This is a genomic window from Mangrovibrevibacter kandeliae (assembly GCF_024519155.1).
Classification (GTDB): domain Bacteria; phylum Pseudomonadota; class Alphaproteobacteria; order Rhizobiales; family Rhizobiaceae; genus Mangrovibrevibacter; species Mangrovibrevibacter kandeliae.
On record NZ_JANIFJ010000003.1, the window covers coordinates 203,023 to 225,273 of the forward strand.

Here is a 22,251-nt window from a genome sequence, read left to right on the forward strand (position 1 = left end):
ATTGAGCAATCCGCGGCTTTTTCAGTCGTCGCGCAGGATGAAGGCGTCGCTCGCGCCCGCCGCCCACAGCGCCTGCAGCACCGAATTGGCGTCGTCGGTCGACGACAGAGCGAGATCGAGCGACCGCGTCCCGTCGCCGAGCATGTCCTCGGTGAGAAGCCCGTGACCCCTCGATGCGCGACGCACCTGGGCGAGCACGCCGGGGTTCGAAATGGTGCCGAGGGTGATGTGGACGGTGCCGGCATCGGTGGACTGCGAACGGGCGGCAGCGACCGGCGCGGCACCGAGGGACAGGAGCGCCCTCGCCGCTCCGCCGCGAGGCGCATCCGGGGCGAAGGAGGCCGAATAGGCCGTCCGCGCCGCCGCCTGCTTGTCGGCGGCAAGGTCCTGCTGGATCAGGCTGGCGATGTCGACGCCGCCGTTGCCGAGCGCCTCCAGCGGGCGCACGCCCGGCAGGCGGCTTGCCTGCGCCGGCGTGGCGTAGGCGGTGGCGGCCGGCGCGGCGGGCGCATCGTTCTGCGCGATCATCACGCCGGTCGGCAGGCCGTCATTGATCGGGCTGGCATCGCCCGGCCGGTAGGAGGCCATCAGCATCGGCGTGTCGTCACCTTCGAGCGGCGCGCGCCCGACATAGTCGACCTGCACCTCCGCGACGCCGTGATGCTTGAAGTGCAGCATCTCGGCTGCCCGTTCGGACACGTCGATGACCCGGCCATGGGCGTAGGGGCCGCGATCGTTGACCCGTACCATGATCGACTCGCCCGTCGATTTGTTGGTGACGCGGGCGTAGGACGGGAGCGGGAAGGTCGGATGCGCGGCCGAGAGGCCGTACATGTCGTAGACCTCGCCGTTGGCGGTCAGGCGCCCGTGGAAGTTGGAGCCGTACCAGGATGCGTCTCCTGCCTTCGAGTAGCCCGGCTGCTCCTTCGGGTAGTACCACTTGCCGCGAACCTTGTAGGGCTTGCCGACCTGCTCGCGACCGCCGCCCTTGCGCACCCGCTTGGTGGCGGTGACGCGGGGGCTGGCCTTCACGCCCATGTCCCTCTCGAGAAACGGCTTCGACTTGTCGAGCGGCGCCGCCTCGTCGTGCGTCGACGACGCCGACTGGCAGCCAGCCGACGCGAGGCAGGCAAAGGCTGCGGACACGAACAGGACGCGTCGCGTTGCAACCGCGAATTCGGGCATGCGGATTGTTCCCCTCGGCATGTCGTCTTGGAGAGACGCGTGGTCCCCTTGCCCCTCTCCTCGCCGCCGGACCTTAAGCGGGGATTAACAGCCGGGGCAACCGTCCCGGCGCGTGATCGCCCGATGTTAGGGCTTGTGGCGAAACCTTGACTGTTGCCGGCCAGCGACAGCGATCGCGGCAACGGCAGCACGAACATGCCGGCGATGTGCGGGGACTTCACCGTGCGGCTAGGGATCGCCCGATGCACCGCATTGTGTGAGACGCCAAGATCTTGGCACCGGTGCAAGCCGCCACGAGTTTCAGCGTGGCGTCTCACGGCAGCCGCTGAACAAGCGCCGCATTTCCGCCGCGGGAATGCCATTTTCCCTTCGCCCGGCGTCTTGAGATCACATATTGTTACAGGCGCAGATTCCGGTCTCTCACCTTGCCTTCGCGGTGTCAGCGCCAGTAAGGAGACGGAGCGGGATGGGTGGCCGAGTGGTTGAAGGCACCGGTCTTGAAAACCGGCGAAGGTGAAAGCCTTCCGTGGGTTCGAATCCCACCCCATCCGCCACCGCATCAGGCTCAGGCAAAGGCTGTGCCGCTGTCTTCGCGGGGCCTTTCGTGCCTCGGCATCCTGCGCGTCGACGGGATGCTAACGCTGCCTCGCGCAGCGGCGCGGCGGTGGCGACGGTGACGTCGCACCCGGCGCGATTGCCCCCCGATCCGCAGGGTACGACGGGCACGGCTGAATCCTCATGATCCGCACGCCCCCGACCCCGGGCAGGCCATCGCGGCACAACGTCGGGACACGCCCGTGACAGGATCTCCGATCGCAGATCCCACGAGTGTGTGGCATCCGCCGCCTCTCGTACATGGAAGCAGTCTCGTCCCGCACGGACGCGTCCGGGATCGGGACGCGCAGGTCTGGAGCCCGGTCGTCGGGCTCGCCGGGCCTGCAGCGAGCACGCCTTGGTCCTTTTTGGACACCGACGCAGGCTGCGATCCGTGCCTCTGCCGGCCGGTGCGGTCTAGACCAGGACCGTCAGCGCCTGGCGAAGGTCTGCAAGAAGCCGCCGACGGCATAGAGGTAGAGGCTGGAAGCGACGAGACCCCACTTCGCCCAGGCGGGAGGCGCCATCCCCGCCATGAGGGCCACGACCGCGAGCAGCGACCAGATCGCGAAGATCGACAGGTTCACCGCACGCAGGCGCACCACCCGCACCGGGTGGAGGAACCACACCGGCATGAAGGTCAGGATGGCCGAAAGGAGAATTGCGCCAAAGGAGATCCACTCGTTTGGCTTCACCGCGAAGACGGTGAAGACCAGCATGTTCCAGGCGACCGGGAAGCCGCGGAAGAAGTTGCCCTTCGTCTTCATCCGCGTGTCGGCGTAGTAGATGGCGCTGGTGAGGACGATGAGCGCGGCCGACAGGAACGACAGCGTCGGGCCGATCAGCCCCGACTGGTAGAGTGCGAAGGCGGGGATGATCACATAGGTGACGTAGTCGATGATCGAGTCGAGGAGGTCGCCGGACCAGTCCGGCAGCTTGCGCTTGATGTCGATGCGGCGGGCGATCGGCCCGTCGATTCCATCCACGAAGAGCGCGATGCCCAGCCAGGCAAAGGCCGCGACCCAGCGCCGCTCCGCCACGGCGATGATCGACAGGAACGCCCACAGCGCGCCGCTCGCCGTCAGTAGATGCACGGTGAAGGCCCGCACCTGCTCCAGTCGTGTCACCTGCGAATCCATTCCGGTTGCGTCATCCCGTCCTGCGCGGCCCCGTCTTCGGCCATTGCCATCCGGTCTAGCGAGGGTATGTCAGCATTCCAATGGCAAAAGTGCCGGATCGTCGAGCCGTGGTCCGGTCCAAGGGTGGGTTCGCATGCAAGTCATCAGACGCGAGGTCGCCGTGGTGGGCGGCGGGCTGGCCGGCTATGCCGCGGCCATCGCCATGGCCGACGCCGGATTCGACACCGTGCTCGTCGCGCCGAAGGCCGGTGCCGCCGACGGCCGGACGACCGCGCTGATCGGCGGCTCGGTGACGTTCCTCGATCGCCTGGGGGTGATCGAGCAGGCCCTCGTCGATCTGGAGCCGATGAAGGTGATGCGGCTCGTCGACGACACCGGCCGGCTCCTGCGCGCGCCGACCGTCGAATTCCGCGCCTCCGACATCGATCTCGACGCCTTCGGCTACAACATCGAGAATGCCGCGCTCGCGCGCGCGCTCGCGGCGGTCGCCGAAGCGCACGCGGAGCGTCTGACCGTGCTCGACACCACCGCCAGCGGGCTCGAGGTCGACGAGGATGGCGCGACCGTCCTCTTGCGCAGCGGCGACAGGCTGCGCGTGTCGCTGGTCGCCGCCGCGGACGGGCGCCGCTCGCTGCTGCGCGACGCCGCGGGCGTCGGCCTTCGCGAATGGGCTTACCCGCAGTCGGCGATCGTCCTCAATTTCGGGCACGCCGTGCCGCACGCGCACGGCTCGACCGAGTTCCACACCCGCACGGGCCCGTTCACGCAGGTGCCCCTGCCCGGCGCGCGATCCTCGCTCGTCTGGGTCGAGGAGCCGGGTGCCGCGGCGCTGTTCGTCGACCTGAAGGCCGAGCGGCTGTCGGAGATCGTCGAGCGGCGGCTGCACTCCCTGCTCGGCGCGGTGAGTGTCGAGGCGCCGGCGCGGATCTTTCCGCTGCGCGGTGCGACAGCGACGCGCCTCACCGCACCGCGCGTCGCACTCGTCGGCGAAGCCGGCCACGTGTTTCCGCCGATCGGTGCACAGGGTCTCAATCTTGGTCTGCGCGATGCAGAGGCGATCGTGCGCGCCGCAGCGGCCGAGCGCGCCGATCCGGGCAGCCGCGTCGCGCTTGCGCGATACGAGGCGGCGCGCGCCGCCGATGTGGTGACGCGGACCCTCGGGGTCGACCTCCTCAACCGCTCGCTCCTCGCCGACATGCTCCCCGCGCAGGCGCTGCGGGCGGCGGGGCTGACGGCGCTCGCGGCCTTCTCGCCTCTGCGCCGGTTGGCCATGCGCGAGGGCCTGTCGCCGGGTGCGGGGATGACCGGCGTACCACGGCGGCTGCGTGCCGGCCTGGGCGCGGCTTGACCTTCGCCGGCGCGGCCCGCCGAGCCTGACACTTGCCTTGCCAGAGGCTCTCCGGCTATCTCCGCTCGACAGCGTCCCGGACAACCATGCAGATAGCCCGTTTCAGCATCGGACAGATCGTCCGCCATCGGATCTACCCGTTCCGGGGCGTGATCTTCGACGTCGATCCCGTCTTCGACAACACCGAGGAATGGTACGAGGCCATCCCCCTCGACATCCGGCCGCGCAAGGATCAGCCCTTCTACCATCTGTTCGCCGAGAACGCGGACAGCGAGTACGTGGCCTATGTGTCGGAGCAGAATCTCGAGATCGACGACAGCGACCTGCCGATCCGGCACCCGCAGGTGAGCGAGTTGTTCGACGGACCGGTCGAGGGCGCTTACCGCCTCAAGCATCAGCTGGCGAACTGAGCACAGGCGGCAGGTCCGTTCAGCCGGTCAGGCACCAAAGCGCAGCAGTAAAAGAAAAGGCGGCGCCGAAGCGCCGCCCTTGCAGAACACGTCTGACCGGTCTGGCTGCGATCACTGGGCCGGCGGTGCCGACTTCGCGGCGTCCTGCGCCTGATCGAACTCCTGCTTGCGGGCCTCGGCCTGCTTGTCGAGCGCGTCCTTCAGCTGCTGCTGGCGCTTGGCGAGCTCGGACTGGGTCTTCGGCGGGCCGTCATACGCGGCGGTGAAGCCCGACAGCGTCACCTTCACCGGGTTCGGCTGGCGCTGGAAGTTCAGCGAGGTGATCGTCATCCCGTTGCCCTTCTTCATCGACGCAACGAGCGCGTCGCTGAGCGGCGCCTCGGCGATGCAGCGGTCGGGGAAGCAGACGGAGTAGTTCAGCGTCGCCGGAGCGTTGGTGTCGATCTGCATCTGCACGCCCGCCGGGATCACCCGGCCGGTGGGCACCACGGCCTGCAGCACCTTCTGGTTGACCTTGCCCTTCACCTCGATGAGGTTGATGGCAGTCACCACCTGACGGGTGTCGGCGATCACCGTGTACTGGGTGTTGCAGATCTCGTTTTCGCCCTGTGGCGAGCAGACCTTGAACCACTCGGTCGGGACGCTCTGGGCCGAAGCGGACGTGACGGCGAAGCCGGCCGAGGCCAGGCTGAGGAGCCCGGCGGCGAGCGCTGCGGTGCTGACACGGATCGAAGGGTGCTTCACGGGTCTTGGGTCCTTCGGGGAATGGGGGTGTTCTCTTGAATGCGCTTCCATAGCGGCCTTGCTGGTCTTTCGCAAATGCGGCCGAAGCAAGGCTCCGACGGGCTTGCCGGGCCGTCCGTGGTGGTCATTTCGGGCCGGGCGGGCTAGCGTCCCGGCCGTTCGAGTCAGCCCGAAACAGGATCGCGATGCCCCTCCGCTCCCGTCTGTTCACCGCCTGCCTGCCGCTCGCGGCGGGGGTCATCGCGCTCTGCCTCGGCGGCGGCGCCGCCGGTCCGGCTCGCGCCGCGCCGGCGCACGCGATCGCGATCCTCGGCGAGCCGGCGCTGCCGGCCGGTTTCGACCATCTGCCCTATGTCGATCCCGACGCGCCGCAGGGCGGCGTGATGCGCTACGGGGTGTACGGCACCTTCGACAATCTGAACCCGGTGATCGTGAAGAGCGCGCTGACGACGGCGCGAGGCCTCTGGCTCGACCGTGAGTTCGGCAATCTCGTGTTCGAGCCCTTGATGCAGCGCTCGGTCGACGAGCCCTTCACGATGTACGGCCTCCTCGCCGAAACGGTAGAGACCGATCCGGACCGCAGCTACGTCGAGTTCCAGCTGAACCCGAAGGCAAAGTTCTCGGACGGCGAGCCGGTGCGGCCGGAGGACGTCCTCTTCACCGTCGACATGCTGCGGCAATATGGCCGTCCGATCTACGCCAACTGGCTGCGCCCGGCGGTGAAGATCGAGAAGGTCGGCGAGCACGGCGTACGCTTCACCTTCGACGACACGGCCGACCGCGAGACCCCGCTGCTGATCGCCGGCCTGCCCGTATTGCCCGAGCACGCCTTCGACCGCGCGCAGTTCGGCGACACGACCCTGAAGCCGGTGATCGGCTCGGGGCCCTACGTCATCGCCGACGTCCAGCCGGGCCAGCGCATCACCTACAAGAAGAACCCGGACTACTGGGGCAAGGACCTGCCGATCAAGCGGGGCCTCGACAATTACGACGAGATCTCGATCGACTATTTCCGCGATGCCAATGCCCAGTTCGAGGCGTTCAAGAAAGGCCTCTTCTACGTCTATCTCGAGGGCAATCCGCGTCATTGGCAGACGGCCTATGACTTCCCGGCGGCCGGCGACGGACGGGTGGTCAAGGAGAGCTTCCAGACCAAGACGCCCGTCGGCATGCGCGCCTTCGTCTTCAACACCCGGCGCAAGGTGTTTTCCGACGTGCAGGTGCGCAAGGCGCTGTCGCTGCTCTTCGACTTCGAATGGGCGAACGCCAACCTTTACTACGGCGCCTACAAGCGCACCGAGAGCTTCTTCGAGGGCTCGGAGCTCTCAAGCATCGGCAAGCCGGCGAGCGATCGAGAGAAGCAGCTTCTGGCGCCCTATGCCGACGAGCTGGAGCCGGACGTGATGGCCGGCACCTATCATCCCGCGATCAGCGACGGCTCCGGCAGCGACCGCACGCTCCTGCGCGAGGCGGTGAACGAACTGAAGGCCGCCGGCTACGACTTCAAGGGTCGGCAGATGGTGGGTCCCGACGGGGCGCCGCTCGGCTTCGAGATCATGGTGCAGACGGCCGAGGAGGAGCGGATCGCCAGCGCCTACCAGCGCACCCTCGCCCGCATCGGAGTCGCCGTCTCGATCCGCCAGCCGGACGACGCGACCTACCAGCAGCGCAAGCAGGATTTCGACTATGACATGCTGCTTTTCACCTACTACGCCTCGCTGTCGCCGGGCGTCGAGCAGGTCGGCCGCTGGGGCTCGAGCTCGAAGGACGCGCCGGGGTCGTTCAACTATGCGGGCGTCGGCGATCCCGGCGTCGACGCGCTGATCGCGAAGATGGTGACGGCGACGACGCGCGAGGAGTTCGTCGACACCGTGCGGGCCTATGACCGGCTGCTGATCTCGGGCCATTACGTCGTGCCGCTGTTCAACATCGGCGAGCAGTGGCTGGCGCGCTGGAGCTTCATCCGTCATCCGGACGTCACCCCGATCACCGGCTACTACCTCCCGGCCTTCTGGCGCGATCCGAAGGCACAGTAGGTCCGGCCGTCGATCGGCAACGAGAGGCGCCGTCATCGACGCTGCGGTCTTATCCCCAGGAGACGCGCGGCAGGCGGGGGGTGCGTGCGCCGGTCCCTTCGTCCGGCCGCAGCGCGGCACCTTTTCCCCGGCGGGAGGACGAGGGAGCCGAGCGTCACGCATTCGCGCCTCCCGGTCGGCCTCAGGCCTGCAGCAACGCCCGCCACCAGTCCTCGTGCGAGCCCTCGTGGTTGGCCATGCCGGGCCTGGTCAGGCAGCCGCGCGGGGCGACATAGCTGTCGATGCGCCGCACCGGGCGCTCGTGCCAGCCGATGTTGAAGGCGAAATAGCGCGGAAAGACCTGCAGGCTCGAATAGGGCAGATGGTCGTGGATCCACCAGGCGAGCCGCTGCCAGTCGCCCTCGCGCTGAAAACGGTCCCAGACTGCAGGCACGACCACGCAGACCATCGCGCCCATGCAGCCCTCGGCGTCGCGCCTATCCCAGATGTGGCCGGCATGGGTCTTCGCGTTGGTCGAGCAGCTGTAGCCCGCCCTGCCCTCGCGCTGCAGCCGGCAGCCGAGCGCGTTCACCACCGGCGAGCGGTAGCCGGAGCGGATCGCGATCCGGCCGAAGCGATCCTGTAGCGGTTCGAGCAGATCTTCGCAGAGCCGCGTGCCTGCGGCGATCGCCAGCTTCGGATCGTCGGGTGCGTTGAGGAGGCCGTGCATCTGCGCGATCTCCGAATGGAGGAAGTCGCGGAGGAAGAAGCTCTTGGACAAGCGGACGCGGCCGAGCTCGGTGAGGCGCGCGACCGAGCCTGGAGCGGGCATGCGGCAGTCTCCCATCGATTGCGCGCCGCCGCGATGCCCTGCGTCGGTCGCTTGGGCGACCGGTCAGAACGAGCGATCCGGTCTTCACCGGACATCCTCTAGGCCGACGCGCATGCTCGCGGCCACCCGATTTCAGGTCCGCGCGTCGTGCGTGCCTCGCTGCGGATGCAACGGGCCGTGACCAAGGTGGCGCCCGCGTCCGCGCTGCGCCTCAGGCCGCCTGCTTCTCCACCGCGTCGGCGAACTTGGCGAGCTGCGTTGCCACCACTGCCGCGCCGTTCAGCCGCTTCTGCGGCGTCGGCCAGTCGCGGATGAGGACGATCGACTGGTCCGGCCGGATCTTGGCCGAGACGCCCTGCTCGCCGATGTAGCGCACCAGCGCGCCTGGATTGACGAAGGTCTTGTCGCGGAAGTGGATGACGAGGCCCTTCGGCCCGGCATCGAGCTTGTCGATGTTCGCCTTGCGGCACAGCGTCTTGATGTAGACGACCTTGAGCAGGTGCTCGACCTCGGGCGGCGTCGGCCCGAAGCGGTCGATCAGCTCGGCGCCGAAGCCGTCGATCTCGCGCGCGTCCTGGAGGTCGGCAAGGCGCCGGTAGAGGCTCATGCGCAGCTGCAGGTCCGGGATGTAGCTCTCCGGGATCATCACGGCCGTGCCGAGGGTGATCTGCGGCGACCACTGGCCGTCGCCGACGGCCGCCTCGCCCTTCATCTCGGCGACCGCCTCCTCCAGCATCTGCTGGTAGAGCTCGAAGCCGACCTCCTTGATGTGGCCGCTCTGCTCCTCGCCGAGAAGATTGCCGGCGCCGCGCTGGTCGAGGTCGTGGCTCGCGAGCTGGAAGCCGGCGCCGAGCGTGTCCAGCGACTGCAGCACCTTCAGTCGCCGGTCGGCACCCGCCGTCGGCGTCTTGTTCGCCGGGATGGTCAGCAGCGCGTAGGCCCTCTGCTTGGAACGGCCGACACGCCCGCGCAGCTGGTAGAGCTGGGCGAGGCCGAACATGTCGGCGCGGTGGACGATCATCGTGTTGGCGGACGGGATGTCGAGGCCGGACTCGACAATCGTCGTCGAGAGGAGAACGTCGTACCGGCCCTCGTAGAAGGCGTTCATGATGTCGTCGAGTTCGCCCGGCGGCATCTGGCCGTGCGCGACGGCGACCTTCAGCTCCGGCACCTGCTGGTCGAGGAAGTCCTTGATGCCGGAGAGGTCGCTGACCCTCGGCACGACGTAGAAGCTCTGGCCGCCGCGGTAGCGCTCGCGCAGCAGAGTCTCGCGCACGACGAGGGGATCGAAGGGCGCGACGAAGGTGCGCACCGCCATGCGGTCGACGGGCGCGGTGGTGATCAGCGACAGTTCGCGCACGCCCGTCAGGGCGAGCTGCAGCGTGCGCGGGATCGGCGTCGCCGACAGCGTCAGCACGTGGACGTCCGACTTCAGCTCCTTCAGCCGCTCCTTGTGCTTGACGCCGAAATGCTGCTCCTCGTCGATGATCAGCAGTCCCAGATTCTTGAACTCGACGCCCTTGCCGAGCAGCGCATGGGTGCCGACCACGATGTCGATCTGACCCTCCTTCAGGCCCTTCTTCACCTGGGTGAGCTCCTTCGGCGCGACGAGCCGCGAGGCCTGCGCGACGTTCAGCGGGAAGTCGCGGAAGCGGGCGGCGAAGGTCTTGTAGTGCTGGCGCGACAAGAGCGTCGTCGGCACGACGACTGCGACCTGCAGCCCGTTCATCGCCGCGACAAAGGCGGCGCGCAGCGCCACCTCGGTCTTGCCGAAGCCGACGTCGCCGCACACCAGCCGGTCCATCGGCCGGCCGAGCGACAGGTCGTCGACCACCGATTCGATGGCGGTCAGCTGGTCCTCGGTCTCGTCATAGGGAAAGCGCGCCGCGAACTCGCCCCACAGGCCCTCCGGCGGGGCGAGCTTCGGCGCGCCGCGGGTGTAGCGCTCGGCGGCGATGCGGATCAGCCCGCCAGCCATGTCGAGCAGCCGCTTCTTCAGCTTGGCCTTGCGCGCCTGCCAGGCGCCGCCGCCGAGCTTGTCGAGAATCGCGTCGGAATTCTCGCCGCCATAGCGCGACAGGAGCTCGATGTTCTCGACCGGCAGGAACAGCCGGTCGTCGCCGGCATAGTGCAGCTCCACGCAGTCGTGTGGCGCACCGGCCGCCTCGATCGTCCTGAGGCCGACGAAGCGCGCGATGCCGTGCTCGACATGGACGACGATGTCGCCCTCGGCGAGACCGGTGACCTCGGAGATGAAGTCGGCGCCGCGCTTCTTGCGCCGGCCACGCCGCACCAGACGGTCGCCGAGGATGTCCTGCTCGCCGATGACCGCGAGGCTCTCGGTCTCGAAGCCGGCCTCGATGCCGAACACGGCGGTGGCCACCGTGCCCTTCGGGAGCTTTTCGATCTCGGCGAGGCTCTCGACGGTCTTCATCCCGCCCAGCCCCTGCTCTTCCAGCACCTGGCACAGGCGCTCGCGCGACCCCTCCGACCAGGCCGCCAGGAGCACGCGCTTGTCGTGCCGCAGCGTCGCGATGTGCGACACCGCCACCTGGAAGACGTTGACGTCGCCGGCCGAGCGCTCGCTGGCGAAGCTGCGACCGCGCGCGACCTCAAGATTGGAGGTCCGCGTCGTCCCGGCGTCGGTCAGCGCATAGGAGGAGAGCCGGATCGGGTCGGCGACCGCGAGTCCGCCCGACAGTTCGTCGTCGGAGAGATAGAGCGCGTCGGGCTCCACCGGATTGTAGGGGATCGCCTCGCCGCCGGCGGTGCCGGCTGGATGCCTCCGCGCCTCGTAGTGGTCGGCGATCAGCTTGCGGCGCTCGCCGATCGCTTCCCCGGTGAGGTGGTCGAGCACCAGCGTGAAGCCGGCGCAATAGTCGAACAGCGTCTCGAGACCGTCGTAGAACAGCGGCAGCCAGTGCTCCATCCCGGCGAAGCGCCGGCCTTCGCTGATCGCGGTGTAGAGCGCATCGTCGCGGCTCGGCGCGCCGAAGCGCTTCACGTAGTTCGAGCGGAAGCGGCTGATCGTCTCCTCGGTCAGCGTCACCTCCGAGACCGGGGTCAGCTCGAAGCTCTTCAGCTGGCCGGTGGTGCGCTGGGTCGCCGGGTCGAAGGCGCGGATCGTCTCTAGGGTGTCGCCGAAGAAGTCGAGCCGCACCGGCTCCTCGGCACCGGGCGCGAAGAGGTCGAGGATGCCGCCACGCACGGCGAACTCGCCGCGCTCGCGCACCGTCGAGACGCGCTCGAACCCGCCGCGCTGCAGGACCTTGACGATCTCGTCCATCACCACCCGGTTGCCCGCGCGCGCCGACACCGACTCCTGCGCCAGCGCCGTCATCGGCGGCATCTTCTGCAGGAGCGCGTTCGCCGTGGTCAGCACGATCGCCCGGTGCGGGTCCTTGCGCAGCCCCGTCAGTGCGGCCATGGCCGAGAGGCGCCGGGCAGCCGCCTCGCTGGACGGGCCGACGCGGTCGTAGGGCAGGCAGTCCCAGGCCGGCAGCATCAGCACCGGGATGTCCGGCGCGGCGAAGCGCAGGGCATCCTCGATGGCGCTGATCTGATGACCCTCGCGCATGACGTAGAGCAACGGCCGATCGCCGCGCGCCCGCGCGATGTCGGCGACAAGGAAGGCCTCGGCGCCGTCGACGACGTTGCCGATCGAGAGGCCGTCACCGGCCTCCAGCGCTGTCTTCAGCTTGGCCGCGATCACGTGGGCTGCCCCGCCTCGACACCATAGAAGCGGCGGATGCGCTCGAAGACCGGCGTCGCGTAGTTCGCCGGTGTCGCCGCCTCGCCCGTCACCCATTTCAGGAGGTCCGGATCGGGCACCTCCATCAGCTGCTCGTAGATCGTCAGGTCGGCATCGCTGAGTGCGCCGATTTCGGCGTCGGCGAAACGTCCGAGCACCAGGTCCATCTCGCGGGTGCCGCGGTGCCAGGAGCGGAACAGCGCCTTGCGGCGCCGGACGTCGAGGTCGCTCGAGGAGCGCTGAGTGCCGGTCATCATCGTCTCGTTCATGAATTCCGGCCTGATATAGAGAGGCGTCTGTCGGCTGTCAGCCTTGTCTTCACGGCGATGCAGGATAAACCTGCCGGCCATGCGTCCCGCCCTCCTCGACCCGCTCTTCGCCGACGTCACCTCCATTGCCGGCGTCGGCGCAAAGGTGGCGGCGCTGCTCGCGACGTTGCTCGTCAACCCCGGCTCGACGGTCGGCCCGCGGGTACGCGACCTCGTCTTCCATCTGCCGTCCTCTCTCGTAGACCGGCGCAAACGCGGCGAGATCGCCACCGCGCCGGACGGCACCATCGTCACGCTAACCGTGCGCATCGACCGGCACCAGGCGCCCGGCCGGGCCGCGAAGTCGGCGCCCTACCGCGTCTACGCCCATGACGAGACGGGCGAGATCGCCCTCACCTACTTCCGGGCCCAGCCGCAGTGGATGGAGAAGCTGCTGCCGGTCGGCGAGACCATGCTCGTGTCGGGCAAGGTCGAGTGGTTCAACGGCCGGCCGGCGATGGTGCACCCGGACTTCGTCGCGCCGCTCGCCGAGGCCGAGTCCCTGCCGTTGGTCGAGCCGGTCTATCCGCTGACCGCCGGCCTGACCGCGAAGGTCCTGCGCAAGGCGGTGACCGGCGCGCTGGAGAGGCTGCCCGCCCTACCGGAGTGGCAGGACCCGTCGGTGACGGCCCGCCAGACCTTCCCGACGTTCGCCGACGCGCTGCAGCGCCTGCACAACCCGGCCGATCCGATCGATCTCGACCCGAGCGCGGCCGCCCTGCGCCGGCTCGCCTACGACGAGTTCCTCGCGGCGCAGCTCGCCCTCGCGCTGTCGCGCCAGCGCATCAAGAAGGCGAAGGGCCGCGCACTCCTCGGCGACGGGCAGATTCGCGCGCGCATCCTCGCCGCCCTGCCGTTCCGGCTGACCGAGGCGCAGGTCGGCGCGCTTGCAGAGATCCATGCCGACATGGCGGAGGACGACCGCATGCTGCGCCTGCTGCAGGGCGATGTCGGCTCGGGCAAGACGGTGGTGGCGCTTCTGGCGATGGCCGCCGCGGCCGAGGCGGGCGCGCAGTCGGCGCTGCTCGCCCCGACCGAGATCCTCGCCCGTCAGCATGCCGCCGGGCTCGGACCGCTCTGCGAGGCCGCCGGGTTGAGCCTGACGCTCCTCACCGGCCGCGACTCGGGCCGGGCGCGGGCCGAGAAGCTCGAGGCCATCGCCTCCGGCCGAACCGACATCGTCGTCGGCACCCATGCGCTCTTCCAGGACGACGTCGATTATCGCGACCTCGGACTCGTCGTGGTCGACGAGCAGCATCGCTTCGGCGTCCACCAGCGGCTCAGCCTGACACGCAAGGGTCGCCAGCCGGACCTCCTCGTGATGACCGCAACGCCGATCCCGCGCACGCTTGTGCTGGCCGCCTTTGGCGACATGGACGTCTCGCGCCTCACCGGCAAGCCGGCCGGGCGCAAGCCGATCGCGACCGTCGCGGTGCCGGTCGAGCGGATCGGCTCGGTGGTCGAACGGGCGCGGCAGGCGATCGCGGCCGGCGAGAAGCTCTACTGGGTCTGTCCGCTCGTGGAGGAGTCGGAGAAGAGCGACCTGATGGCAGCGCAGGAGCGCTACGAGACGCTCGCCGCCCATCTCGGCGCCGACCTCGTTGGACTGGTGCACGGCCAGATGAAGGGCGAGGAGAAGGACGCGGCGATGGCGGCCTTCAAGGACGGGCGCACCCGGCTGATCGTCGCCACCACCGTCATCGAGGTCGGCGTCGACGTGCCGGACGCCTCGATCATCGTCATCGAGCATGCCGAGCGCTTCGGCCTCGCCCAGCTGCACCAGCTGCGCGGCCGGGTCGGGCGCGGCGACAGGCCGTCGAGCTGCGTCCTCCTCTACCGTGCGCCGCTCGGTGAGGTGGCGAAGGCCCGGCTCGAGGTGATGCGCGACACCGAGGACGGCTTCCGCATCGCCGAGGAAGACCTCAAGCTGCGCGGCGAAGGCGACCTTCTCGGCACCAAGCAGTCCGGCCTGCCGGGCTTTCGCATCGCCCGCATCGAGCATCACGGCGACCTTCTGGAGATCGCCCGCGACGACGCGCGGCTGATCATCGCGCGCGACCCGGAGCTGAAGAGCGAGCGCGGGGCGGCGCTGCGGCTTCTCCTCTACCTCTTCGGCAAGGACGACGCGGTGCGGCTGCTCAGAGCGGGATGAACGCCCGGACCGTCCGCCTGCGGCTTGCGATCCGTCGTCTCGCCGCCAGGCAGGGTCGCGGCTACTTCTTCTCGACGTACCAGTAGGAGGAGCACATCTCGTCGTCGACGCTCTCCGGCGGCTGCTCGCCGGTGAAGGTCGCGACGATGACACCGGGATCGCCGGGGCCGGTGTCCGGGATCACCGCGAGATAGGTGACGTTCTCCCCGCACAGGTCGTTGCCGCTGCCCTTGAAGGTCGGGTTCGCCGGCGTCTTCAGCTTGAAGATCGTCGCCTCAACGCTGTCGCCGTTGTAGACCACCTTGGACTTGGTCTTGTCGGCGAAGGCGAGCCGCGTGCCGTCCTCGTAGGTGATCGCCGTGTCGGTCAGCGACATGTCGCCGGTGATGCCCACGGCGGTGGTGCTCGCCGCCTCGTAGTCCTTGGCGTCCGCTGCGCCGGCAACGGCCAGCAGGCCGATCGACGCGAGCACGATCCCGTGTGTGGCGTGCATTCGAAATCCTCCCCGAGCCGCGATCTGCGGCTTGCGCAATGATAGCGCCACAGGCTGCAGCGGTTGGCAATCCTCGCGGCCGACGGCGGAGGTCGGCTCGGTTACTCCGCCGCCTCGGTCTGCCGCCGCACACGTTCGGCGACAATGCGGGAGGCTTCCGCCTGTGTCATCGGCCGGTCCTTGTCCTCGCCGGTGACGAGGCCGGAGGAGACGACGAGCTTCAGCGCGGTCTCGATGCTCATGTCGAGGATGCGCACCTCGGCCCTCGGCACGAAGAGCAGGAAGCCCGAGGTCGGGTTCGGCGTCGGCGGCAGGAAGACGGCCAGCATCTCCTCGCCCTGGTCGGACAGCTTGACCGCCACCTCGCCCTTGGCGGTCGTCGCGATCAGCACGATGCACCAGACGCCCTTGCGCGGATACTCCATCAGCCCGGCCGACTTGAAGGAGGAGGAGCGGTCGGCGAGCACCGTCTCGAAGATCTGCTTCAGCGCCGTGTAGACCGTGCGCACCAGCGGCATGCGGCCGAGCAGGCCCTCCCCCCAGCCGACCACGGTGCGGCCGATGAGATTGGCCGTCAGGAAGCCGATCAAGGTGATCAGAACGAGCGCGACGAGCAGCCCGAAGCCGGGAACGCTGAACGGGAGGTAGTGCTCGGGGCTGTAGCGGGTCGGCAGATAGGGCTTCACCCAGCTGTCCGCCCACTGGATGAAGGACCAGGTGATCCAGGCCGTGATCGCAAGCGGCGCACAGATGACGAAGCCGGTCAGGAAGTAGTTGCGCAGCCGCCCCATCGTCTCCGCCGTCTCCGCGTCACTCGTTGGGGCCTGCGGCACGGCCGAACGCATCGCTCCGCATGAGCAGGACGAGCCGCCGAGTGTTGTCCCTCGCGCATCCTCCTCTGACGAGGAAACCTATTGCACCGCGGCAGCCTTGGCCAGAGCGCGTCGCCTCAGGCGCCGCCGCACAGATGCTGCGAGTCGGCGAGCGTCCAGGTCGCATGCGTGCGCTGGTTCGTCACCGTGTAGAAGCGCCCGCGGTCGTCGCCGGGCGGGCAGCGATGCGGAATGGCGACGAGGCACATGGTCACGGGGTCCCCTGGACGCGACGTGATGAGGGCCTTCTCCCGGTCGTAGGACACCTGGTAGCCGCCATTTCCGAACTCGATCCCGGTGCCGGAGTCGTAGTCGGAGTCGCGGATCGGCCCTCCGTCGCCGAGCCGCGGGTGCACGGCATCGACCCTGGTCGAGACGCAGGCGCCCACGGTCTGCGGCAGCTGACCTGTATCGGGCGCCGCGCCGGCCGCGATGAGATCGGCGGTCAGCCGGCGCGGGACCGGCTGGCTGGCACCACGATCATGCAACTGGTCAAGCACGGCGAGATAGGTCGAGATCAGGCAGGCGCGTCGGCCCCTGCAGGCCGTCCGGTCGGCGAGGAAGTCGCGCGCGAGCGTGCGCACGTCGTCGAACCCGCCGATCTTCGCCTCGGCGTAGGATCTGCCGAGGAGACTATCGAGGTCGGAGAGCAGCGGGTCGGCGCAGATCGCGGTCTCGTCGGCGGTCGACGCTCGGGCGCAATCGAAGCTGGCGGCACCCGCCGCACCGGCAGGAAGGACGAGCATCATCAACGCCAGAAATCGCAGCATCCCGGTCACCCCATGGTTCAGTGCAGGATAGTCTGGCGGACCGACGCGAATAGCGCCCTTGCGGTCAGCCGATCGTCTGCAGCGCCGGAAACGTCTCGAGCAGCCAGAAGGACAGCGACTGCATCCCGCCTGTCAGGAAGAGCACGCCGGTGACCACCAGCAGCCCGCCCATCACCTTCTCGACGGCGCCGAAATGGCGGCGGAAGCGAGCGAGGAGGCGCAGGAAGGCGCCCGAGAACGCGGCGGCAAGGAGGAACGGGACGCCGAGCCCCGCCGAGTACAGCGCGAGGAGGAAGGCGCCCTCGCCCACCGTGTCGCGCGCGCCGGCGACGCTGAGGATCGCGCCGAGCACCGGGCCGATGCAGGGGGTCCAGCCGAAGGCGAAGGCGAGGCCCATGAGATAGGCGCCGACGAGGCTGCGGGGCTTGTCGGGCGCGCGCAGCCGCGCCTCCTTGGAGAGGAAGGCAAGCCGGAAGACGCCGAGGAAGTTGAGCCCCATGACGATGATCGCGAGGCCGGCGAGGATGCCGAGCCAGTCGAGATTGTTGCGCAGGATTGCGCCGATCGTGCTCGCACCGGCGCCGAGCAGGACGAAGACGGTGGAGAAGCCGACGACGAAGGCGAGCGAGGTGAGGAGCAGCCGCGAATAGGCGGTCTGGGCCAGTCTGGTTCCGCTGCGCAGATCCTCGAAGGACACGCCGGCCATGTAGCACAGATACGGCGGCACCAGCGGCAGCACGCAGGGCGACAGGAAGGAGAGCGCGCCGGCGAGCACGGCGGCCGTCAGGGTGATGTCGGCGTGCACGCGGGGCCTTTCGCTGCTGTCGTCCTGTCGCAGGTGGCCGCCTGCGCACAGTCCGAGGGGCAACCTGCGGGCCGTTCTAGACGCCGGGTCCACGGTGACGCAAATCAGCATTTCGCCGCGCCCTCCGTGATTAGCCGTTGACCCGCCCGGGCCCCGTTCTTATGGTCCGCCGCACCTCGCGGGCCCTGTTCGCGTCGATGGCGAGCGCGTAGCTCAGTTGGTAGAGCACGTGACTTTTAATCATGTGGTCGTGGGTTCGAGTCCCACCGCGCTCACCATGCTCGAACTCCATATTCCGGACGTTTCCTTCCACCGCATGTGCCCCTGCGTGGCTTCGTCAGCGGAGGCGGGTAAAAGGCCGCCGCGGGAACGGCGGCCTGCCCGCCGCATTGCCCGCGGATGCGACGTGCCGCTCTGCTTCTCTGTCTTGCTCTCGCCGGCTGCGGCGGGATGAACCGCGCCGTCGGCGTGCTCCCGAACACGCTCGACGACCTCGGCCGCAAGAGCGCGCTGCTTCGCGGCGAGGCTCCTGCCCCGGAGCCGTGACGCACAGCAGGCCTGCGCCGCAGCCCGGTGCGATGCCGGCCCCGGTCCTGCGCCGCCCCCGCCGTCAGAGGAGCGGCGCGAAACCCCTGCCACGGCCGACCTGACCGGTCCCTCGTCTAGCACTCCCGTCGCACCGCCGGCGCGGCAATTCAATTGCGCCCTTCTTGTCCAACACTTCGGTAGCACCTCCCGGATATCAAGCTCACTGATTTAACGAGCGTGATGCCGCATGACCTCCCGACGCATCCTTCTCAGCGCCTTCGTGTCCTATGCCCTGGCAGGCACGCCGCTCGCGCGCGACCTGCACGGCAACGGTCCGCATCATTATCGGCTGACGCGGGCCAGCCGGTTGTTGCCGCCCTGCGACCCGCTCGTGCTGGCCCGGGATATCCCCTGAACCGACGGGCCGGGCCATCCGGATTTACCAAGCGCTAACCGTCCTGCCCGCAAGGTCGCGCCTCTCATCGAAAGGGGACCTGACCATGGACGACATCAGCGGCATCGCCGGCGGGCGCGTGCGCTCCTTCATCGAGCGCGTCGAGCAGCTCGAGCGCGAGATCCAGGAGCTGAACGAGGGCAAGAAGGAGGTCTTCGCCGAGGCCAAGGGCGAAGGTTTCGACGTCAAGATCCTCAAGGAGATCATCCGCCTGCGCAAGCAGGACCAGGAGGAGCGCGACGAGCACGAGACGCTGCTCGACCTCTATCTGCGCGCCATCGAGAACAGCGAGTCGCAGCCGGTCGCAGCGGCCGCCTGAGCCAAGCCTCACGCGGGGCGGCCGCTGCCGCCCCGCCTTCCGGAGGCGGCTTTTCGTTCGGCTCCGGTCCGCCGCCGTTCGGCCGACCTTCGGCACGCCCCGAGCCTCCCATCCGTCACCGTTCACGCAACGGCTCATCCACCTGTTTCTGCCGCGCACATCCCGACGAAGGAGGTGGCGGGGTGCGACAGAATGGCCTAAGCACGGAGGGTGACATCCGGTCCGCCGCGAGGACCGGTGAACAGGGAGGGTAACAATGCTCAAGCGGATCCTTTTGTCCGGCGCGGTGCTCGCGTCGCTGTCCTTGGCCGGTGCCGCGTCGGCGACGGATTATCGCGTGGTCGCGCCGGCCTCGCCCGGCGGCGGCTGGGACCAGACGGCGCGCGCCATCCAGACGGTGATGCAGGAAACCGGCGTGGCGAGCAGCGTTCAGGTGCTGAATGTGCCGGGCGCCGGCGGCACCATCGGCCTCGCGCAGTTCGCCTCGCAGAACAAGGGCGATCCGAGCGCCCTGATCGTCGGCGGTTACGTCATGGTCGGCGCGATCCTCACCAACAACGCGCCGGTGACCCTGGCCGACGTGACGCCGATCGCCCGCCTCACCGGCGAGTACGAGGCCATCGTGGTGCCGGCCTCCTCGCCGTACCAGTCGATCGACGATCTCGTCGCGGCGCTGAAGAAGGATCCCGGCGCGGTCAGCTGGGCAGGCGGCTCGGCGGGCGGCACCGACCACATCGCCGCCGGCCTCATCGCGCAGGCCGCCGGCGTCGATCCGAAGGCGATCAACTACATCCCCTATTCCGGCGGCGGCGAGGCGCTGGCGGCCATTCTCGGCTCGCAGGTCTCGGCCGGAATCTCCGGCTACGGCGAGTTCGAGGGCCAGATCCAAGCCGGACAGTTGCGGCTGCTCGCCATGACCAGCGAAGACCGGATCGACGGCGTCGATGCGCCGACCCTGAAGGAGAGCGGCCTCGACGTCGTGCTGCAGAACTGGCGCATGGTCGCGGCGGCACCTGGGCTCTCGGACGAGCAGAAGGCGGCCGTCACCGCGGACGTCGAGAAGATGGCAAAGTCCAAGGAGTGGCAGGAGATCCTCGAGAGCAAGGGCTGGGAGGACACCTACCTCGCCGGGGACGCCTTCAAGCAGGAGCTCGACAAGAACATCGAGCAGACCCGCAAGGTGCTGCAGAGCATCGGCCTGATCCAGGGATGAGCGACGATCGCCTCTCGTCCGCAACTGAACGCCGCCCGGATCGGGCGGCGTTCGTCATTGCGCTCCTGCTTCTGGCCATGGCGGCGGTGATCTTATGGAACACGCTGCACCTCAACGGCGGCGGCTATGCCCAGATCGGGCCGAAGGCCTTCCCCTATGCGATCTCGGCCGGGCTTGCGGTCCTCTCCGTCTGGACCGGCGTCTCGGCCTGGCGCGGCGACTTTCCGGAGCGCGAGCCCGAGAAGGTCGCGCCGATCGTCTGGATCGTGGCGGGCCTTGCCGCCCAGCTCCTGCTCCTGAAGATCGCCGGCTTCTCGATCGCGACCGGCCTCCTGTTCGCGCTGACCGCCCGTGCCTTCGGCCAGGGCCCGCTGTGGAAGACGATCCCGATCGGGATCGTGATCTCGTTTCTCCTGTGGCTGCTGTTCACGGCGGTCCTGCAGCTGTCGCTGCCGGCCGGTCCGCTCGAGCACGCGCTGTTCTGACCGGACCCGACCCCCACGATGGATACCTTCGCACTTCTCGGTCAGGGTCTCCTGACCGCCATGGAGCCCGTGAACCTCCTCTACGCGCTGATCGGCGTGACGCTCGGCACCGCCGTCGGCGTGCTGCCCGGCATCGGCCCGGCGCTCACCGTGGCGCTCCTCCTGCCGGTCACCTACCGGCTCGATCCGAGCGGCTCGCTGATCATGTTCGCCGGCATCTACTATGGCGGCATGTACGGCGGCTCGACCACCTCCATCCTGCTCAACACGCCGGGTGAAAGCGCCTCGATCGTCACCGCGCTCGAGGGCAACAAGATGGCCCGCGCCGGGCGCGGCGGGCCAGCGCTTGCGACCTCGGCCATCGGCTCCTTCGTCGCCGGCCTGATCGCGACGCTCGGCCTCGCCTTCCTGGCACCGGTGATCGTGCGCTTCGCGCTCTCCTTCGGCGCGGCCGAGTATTTCGCGCTGATGGTTCTCGCCTTCGTCACGGTGTCGGCGGCCTTCGGCGACTCGACCCTGCGCGGCCTCACCTCCCTCGCCCTCGGTCTCGCGCTCGGCCTGATCGGGATCGACCTGCAGAGCGGCCAGGCGCGCCTCACCTTCGGTGTGCCCGACCTGTACGACGGCATCGAGGTGACGACGCTCGCGGTGGCGCTCTTTGCCATCGGCGAGACGATGTCGGTCGCCGCCACGGCGCATGTGTCGCCGGACAAGATCGAGGCGGTGAAGGGCTCGCTCTGGATGAGCAAGGAGGACTGGAAGCGGTCGTGGGGGCCGTGGCTGCGCGGCACCGTCATCGGCTTCCCCATCGGCGCGATGCCGGCCGGCGGCGCCGAGATCGGCACCTTCCTCTCCTACGCCACGGAAAAGCAGCTGACCAAGCATCCGGAAGAGTTCGGCAACGGCGCGATCGAGGGCGTCGCCGGACCGGAAGCGGCCAACAACGCCTCGGCGGCCGGCACGCTGGTGCCGCTGCTGACGCTCGGCCTGCCGACCACGGCGACGGCCGCGATCATGCTCGCCGGTTTCCAGCAATTCGGCCTGCAGCCGGGCCCCCTGCTCTTTGCCACCGCGCCGCAGCTCGTCTGGGGCCTGATCGCCAGCCTCCTCATCGCCAACCTCATGCTGGTGATCCTCAACCTGCCGCTGATCGGGCTGTGGGTGAAGCTCCTGACGATCCCGCGGCCGTGGCTCTATGCCGGGATCCTGACCTTCGCGACGCTCGGCACCATTGGCGCCAACCCGTCGCAGGTCGAGCTCGGCATTCTCCTGCTCTTCGGTCTCCTCGGCTACGGGCTGCGACGGTTCGGCTATCCCATCGCGCCCGTCGTCGTCGGGCTGATTCTCGGGCCGCTCGCCGAGCAGCAGCTGCGGCGTGCGCTGTCGATCAGCCAGGGCGACCCGACCGTGCTCGTCCACTCGCCGCTCGCGATCATCCTCCTGACGCTGGCGGTGCTGGCGCTGGTGGTGCCGCTGTGGCTGCGCAGCCGCGGACAAGGTCAGGTGCTGAGCCAGATGGCGGCCGACGAGGACTGAAACGGCTTGCCGGAACGGGTGCGTTCCGGCAGTCTTCCGGCATGTCTCTCGATACCTCGTCTTCCGCCCCTGCCCTGTCGCTGACCCTGACGCCGTCGCTTCTCGCCGCCCTCGAGGCGCTGCGAGGAGAGCGTCCCGAACTGCCGTCGCTCGAGGCTGCGGCTCTGACCGCCCTTGCCGAATGGGCGGATGCCCGGGTCGAGGAACGCACGCCCGAAGAGGGGCTGCGGCCGGAAGACCTCAACTCCTTCAACGACGGCTGAGGGCCGACAGCGCGCGGCGGACGGCCCGGGGGCGC

General features: G+C 68.8%; 20 protein-coding genes and 2 tRNA genes. 12 read left to right on the forward strand and 10 right to left on the reverse strand.

All coding sequences use genetic code 11. From position 1 onward, the window contains the following. Positions 1–21: 21 nt before the first annotated feature. Positions 22–1,185 carry a septal ring lytic transglycosylase RlpA family protein gene (locus tag NPA30_RS10555; protein WP_256802634.1) on the reverse strand — a complete coding sequence of 388 codons (1,164 nt, stop codon included), beginning with the start codon at positions 1,183–1,185 and terminating at the stop codon, positions 22–24. A 464-nt stretch (positions 1,186–1,649) separates the two neighbouring features. On the opposite strand from NPA30_RS10555, the gene NPA30_RS10560 reads away from it, so the two are divergent. After that, positions 1,650–1,739 (forward strand) — tRNA-Ser (locus tag NPA30_RS10560). Positions 1,740–2,210: 471 nt separating this feature from the next. Here the strand turns inward: NPA30_RS10560 and pcsA are convergent. Beyond that, on the reverse strand, positions 2,211–2,918 hold the full coding sequence (pcsA, locus tag NPA30_RS10565) for a phosphatidylcholine synthase (RefSeq protein WP_256802635.1): 708 nt from the start codon (positions 2,916–2,918) through the stop codon (positions 2,211–2,213). A 133-nt stretch (positions 2,919–3,051) separates the two neighbouring features. Between pcsA and NPA30_RS10570 the strand changes: the two genes are divergently transcribed. Together NPA30_RS10570 and hspQ are read left to right on the forward strand one after the other, a co-directional pair. Next, complete coding sequence (locus NPA30_RS10570; RefSeq protein WP_256802636.1) at positions 3,052–4,266, forward strand: UbiH/UbiF family hydroxylase; 1,215 nt, start codon at positions 3,052–3,054, stop codon at positions 4,264–4,266. A gap of 86 nt (positions 4,267–4,352) precedes the next feature. Next, on the forward strand, positions 4,353–4,676 hold the full coding sequence (gene hspQ, locus NPA30_RS10575; RefSeq protein ID WP_256802637.1) for a heat shock protein HspQ: 324 nt from the start codon (positions 4,353–4,355) through the stop codon (positions 4,674–4,676). 111 nt (positions 4,677–4,787) lie between these two features. Here the strand turns inward: hspQ and NPA30_RS10580 are convergent, their stop codons facing one another. Further along, positions 4,788–5,420 carry an invasion associated locus B family protein gene (locus tag NPA30_RS10580; RefSeq protein WP_256802638.1) on the reverse strand — a complete coding sequence of 211 codons (633 nt, stop codon included), beginning with the start codon at positions 5,418–5,420 and terminating at the stop codon, positions 4,788–4,790. A 185-nt stretch (positions 5,421–5,605) separates the two neighbouring features. On the opposite strand from NPA30_RS10580, the gene NPA30_RS10585 reads away from it, so the two are divergent. Further along, entirely contained in the window at positions 5,606–7,456 is a 1,851-nt protein-coding gene (locus NPA30_RS10585; protein WP_256802639.1) for an extracellular solute-binding protein, read from the forward strand. A gap of 181 nt (positions 7,457–7,637) precedes the next feature. Here NPA30_RS10585 and NPA30_RS10590 read toward each other — a convergent pair whose 3' ends face one another. From NPA30_RS10590 to NPA30_RS10600, 3 genes are all read right to left on the reverse strand, one after another. Then, positions 7,638–8,267: a hypothetical protein gene (locus NPA30_RS10590; protein ID WP_256802640.1), complete on the reverse strand. Its 630-nt coding sequence runs from the start codon at positions 8,265–8,267 to the stop codon at positions 7,638–7,640. 211 nt (positions 8,268–8,478) lie between these two features. Continuing rightward, positions 8,479–11,844, reverse strand: a complete 3,366-nt coding sequence (gene mfd, locus NPA30_RS10595; RefSeq protein WP_256802884.1) for a transcription-repair coupling factor — start codon at positions 11,842–11,844, stop codon at positions 8,479–8,481. Positions 11,845–11,975: 131 nt separating this feature from the next. Further along, positions 11,976–12,272, reverse strand: coding sequence for an FAD assembly factor SdhE (locus NPA30_RS10600; protein ID WP_256802885.1), 297 nt, complete (start codon positions 12,270–12,272; stop codon positions 11,976–11,978). A 94-nt stretch (positions 12,273–12,366) separates the two neighbouring features. On the opposite strand from NPA30_RS10600, the gene recG reads away from it, so the two are divergent. Next, on the forward strand, positions 12,367–14,478 hold the full coding sequence (gene recG, locus NPA30_RS10605; RefSeq protein ID WP_256802641.1) for an ATP-dependent DNA helicase RecG: 2,112 nt from the start codon (positions 12,367–12,369) through the stop codon (positions 14,476–14,478). A 61-nt stretch (positions 14,479–14,539) separates the two neighbouring features. On the opposite strand, the gene NPA30_RS10610 is transcribed toward recG, so the two are convergent. The 4 genes from NPA30_RS10610 to NPA30_RS10625 all read right to left on the reverse strand — a co-directional run bounded on the left by NPA30_RS10610 (position 14,540) and on the right by NPA30_RS10625 (position 17,418). After that, on the reverse strand, positions 14,540–14,971 hold the full coding sequence (locus tag NPA30_RS10610; RefSeq protein WP_256802642.1) for a hypothetical protein: 432 nt from the start codon (positions 14,969–14,971) through the stop codon (positions 14,540–14,542). A gap of 101 nt (positions 14,972–15,072) precedes the next feature. Then, a complete protein-coding gene (locus NPA30_RS10615) occupies positions 15,073–15,762 on the reverse strand; it encodes a DUF502 domain-containing protein (RefSeq protein WP_256802643.1) in 690 nt (229 codons plus the stop codon). Positions 15,763–15,920: 158 nt separating this feature from the next. Continuing rightward, on the reverse strand, positions 15,921–16,613 hold the full coding sequence (locus NPA30_RS10620) for a lysozyme inhibitor LprI family protein (RefSeq protein ID WP_256802644.1): 693 nt from the start codon (positions 16,611–16,613) through the stop codon (positions 15,921–15,923). A 64-nt stretch (positions 16,614–16,677) separates the two neighbouring features. Beyond that, positions 16,678–17,418 carry a cytochrome c biogenesis CcdA family protein gene (locus NPA30_RS10625; protein WP_256802645.1) on the reverse strand — a complete coding sequence of 247 codons (741 nt, stop codon included), beginning with the start codon at positions 17,416–17,418 and terminating at the stop codon, positions 16,678–16,680. A 202-nt stretch (positions 17,419–17,620) separates the two neighbouring features. Here NPA30_RS10625 and NPA30_RS10630 point away from each other — a divergent pair. The 7 genes from NPA30_RS10630 to NPA30_RS10660 all read left to right on the forward strand — a co-directional run bounded on the left by NPA30_RS10630 (position 17,621) and on the right by NPA30_RS10660 (position 22,216). Then, positions 17,621–17,696: transfer RNA gene (locus NPA30_RS10630), tRNA-Lys, on the forward strand. 497 nt (positions 17,697–18,193) lie between these two features. Next, on the forward strand, positions 18,194–18,361 hold the full coding sequence (locus NPA30_RS10635; RefSeq protein ID WP_256802646.1) for a hypothetical protein: 168 nt from the start codon (positions 18,194–18,196) through the stop codon (positions 18,359–18,361). Positions 18,362–18,446: 85 nt separating this feature from the next. Beyond that, on the forward strand, positions 18,447–18,719 hold the full coding sequence (locus NPA30_RS10640; protein ID WP_256802647.1) for a DUF2312 domain-containing protein: 273 nt from the start codon (positions 18,447–18,449) through the stop codon (positions 18,717–18,719). 256 nt (positions 18,720–18,975) lie between these two features. Continuing rightward, positions 18,976–19,932, forward strand: coding sequence for a Bug family tripartite tricarboxylate transporter substrate binding protein (locus NPA30_RS10645; RefSeq protein WP_256802648.1), 957 nt, complete (start codon positions 18,976–18,978; stop codon positions 19,930–19,932). Beyond that, positions 19,929–20,417 (forward strand): tripartite tricarboxylate transporter TctB family protein, encoded by a 489-nt coding sequence (locus NPA30_RS10650; RefSeq protein WP_256802649.1) that lies wholly within the window; start codon positions 19,929–19,931, stop codon positions 20,415–20,417. Before NPA30_RS10645 ends, NPA30_RS10650 begins: the two co-directional genes overlap by 4 nt. Before the next feature lie 18 nt (positions 20,418–20,435). Next, a complete protein-coding gene (locus NPA30_RS10655; RefSeq protein ID WP_256802650.1) occupies positions 20,436–21,953 on the forward strand; it encodes a tripartite tricarboxylate transporter permease in 1,518 nt (505 codons plus the stop codon). 41 nt (positions 21,954–21,994) lie between these two features. Next, positions 21,995–22,216, forward strand: a complete 222-nt coding sequence (locus NPA30_RS10660) for a hypothetical protein (RefSeq protein WP_256802651.1) — start codon at positions 21,995–21,997, stop codon at positions 22,214–22,216. Positions 22,217–22,251: the final 35 nt, after the last annotated feature.

Bases quoted from the DNA above. Each gene is read 5' to 3' on its own strand.
- NPA30_RS10555 (WP_256802634.1), bottom strand. From the start codon at position 1,185: ATGCCCGAATTCGCGGTTGCAACGCGACGCGTCCTGTTCGTGTCCGCA.
- pcsA (WP_256802635.1), bottom strand. From the start codon at position 2,918: ATGGATTCGCAGGTGACACGACTGGAGCAGGTGCGGGCCTTCACCGTG.
- NPA30_RS10570 (WP_256802636.1), top strand. From the start codon at position 3,052: ATGCAAGTCATCAGACGCGAGGTCGCCGTGGTGGGCGGCGGGCTGGCC.
- hspQ (WP_256802637.1), top strand. From the start codon at position 4,353: ATGCAGATAGCCCGTTTCAGCATCGGACAGATCGTCCGCCATCGGATC.
- NPA30_RS10585 (WP_256802639.1), top strand. From the start codon at position 5,606: ATGCCCCTCCGCTCCCGTCTGTTCACCGCCTGCCTGCCGCTCGCGGCG.
- NPA30_RS10590 (WP_256802640.1), bottom strand. From the start codon at position 8,267: ATGCCCGCTCCAGGCTCGGTCGCGCGCCTCACCGAGCTCGGCCGCGTC.
- mfd (WP_256802884.1), bottom strand. From the start codon at position 11,844: ATGCGCGAGGGTCATCAGATCAGCGCCATCGAGGATGCCCTGCGCTTC.
- NPA30_RS10600 (WP_256802885.1), bottom strand. From the start codon at position 12,272: ATGACCGGCACTCAGCGCTCCTCGAGCGACCTCGACGTCCGGCGCCGC.
- recG (WP_256802641.1), top strand. From the start codon at position 12,367: ATGCGTCCCGCCCTCCTCGACCCGCTCTTCGCCGACGTCACCTCCATT.
- NPA30_RS10610 (WP_256802642.1), bottom strand. From the start codon at position 14,971: ATGCACGCCACACACGGGATCGTGCTCGCGTCGATCGGCCTGCTGGCC.
- NPA30_RS10615 (WP_256802643.1), bottom strand. From the start codon at position 15,762: ATGGGGCGGCTGCGCAACTACTTCCTGACCGGCTTCGTCATCTGTGCG.
- NPA30_RS10620 (WP_256802644.1), bottom strand. From the start codon at position 16,613: ATGCTGCGATTTCTGGCGTTGATGATGCTCGTCCTTCCTGCCGGTGCG.
- NPA30_RS10635 (WP_256802646.1), top strand. From the start codon at position 18,194: ATGACCTCCCGACGCATCCTTCTCAGCGCCTTCGTGTCCTATGCCCTG.
- NPA30_RS10640 (WP_256802647.1), top strand. From the start codon at position 18,447: ATGGACGACATCAGCGGCATCGCCGGCGGGCGCGTGCGCTCCTTCATC.
- NPA30_RS10645 (WP_256802648.1), top strand. From the start codon at position 18,976: ATGCTCAAGCGGATCCTTTTGTCCGGCGCGGTGCTCGCGTCGCTGTCC.
- NPA30_RS10650 (WP_256802649.1), top strand. From the start codon at position 19,929: ATGAGCGACGATCGCCTCTCGTCCGCAACTGAACGCCGCCCGGATCGG.
- NPA30_RS10655 (WP_256802650.1), top strand. From the start codon at position 20,436: ATGGATACCTTCGCACTTCTCGGTCAGGGTCTCCTGACCGCCATGGAG.
- NPA30_RS10660 (WP_256802651.1), top strand. From the start codon at position 21,995: ATGTCTCTCGATACCTCGTCTTCCGCCCCTGCCCTGTCGCTGACCCTG.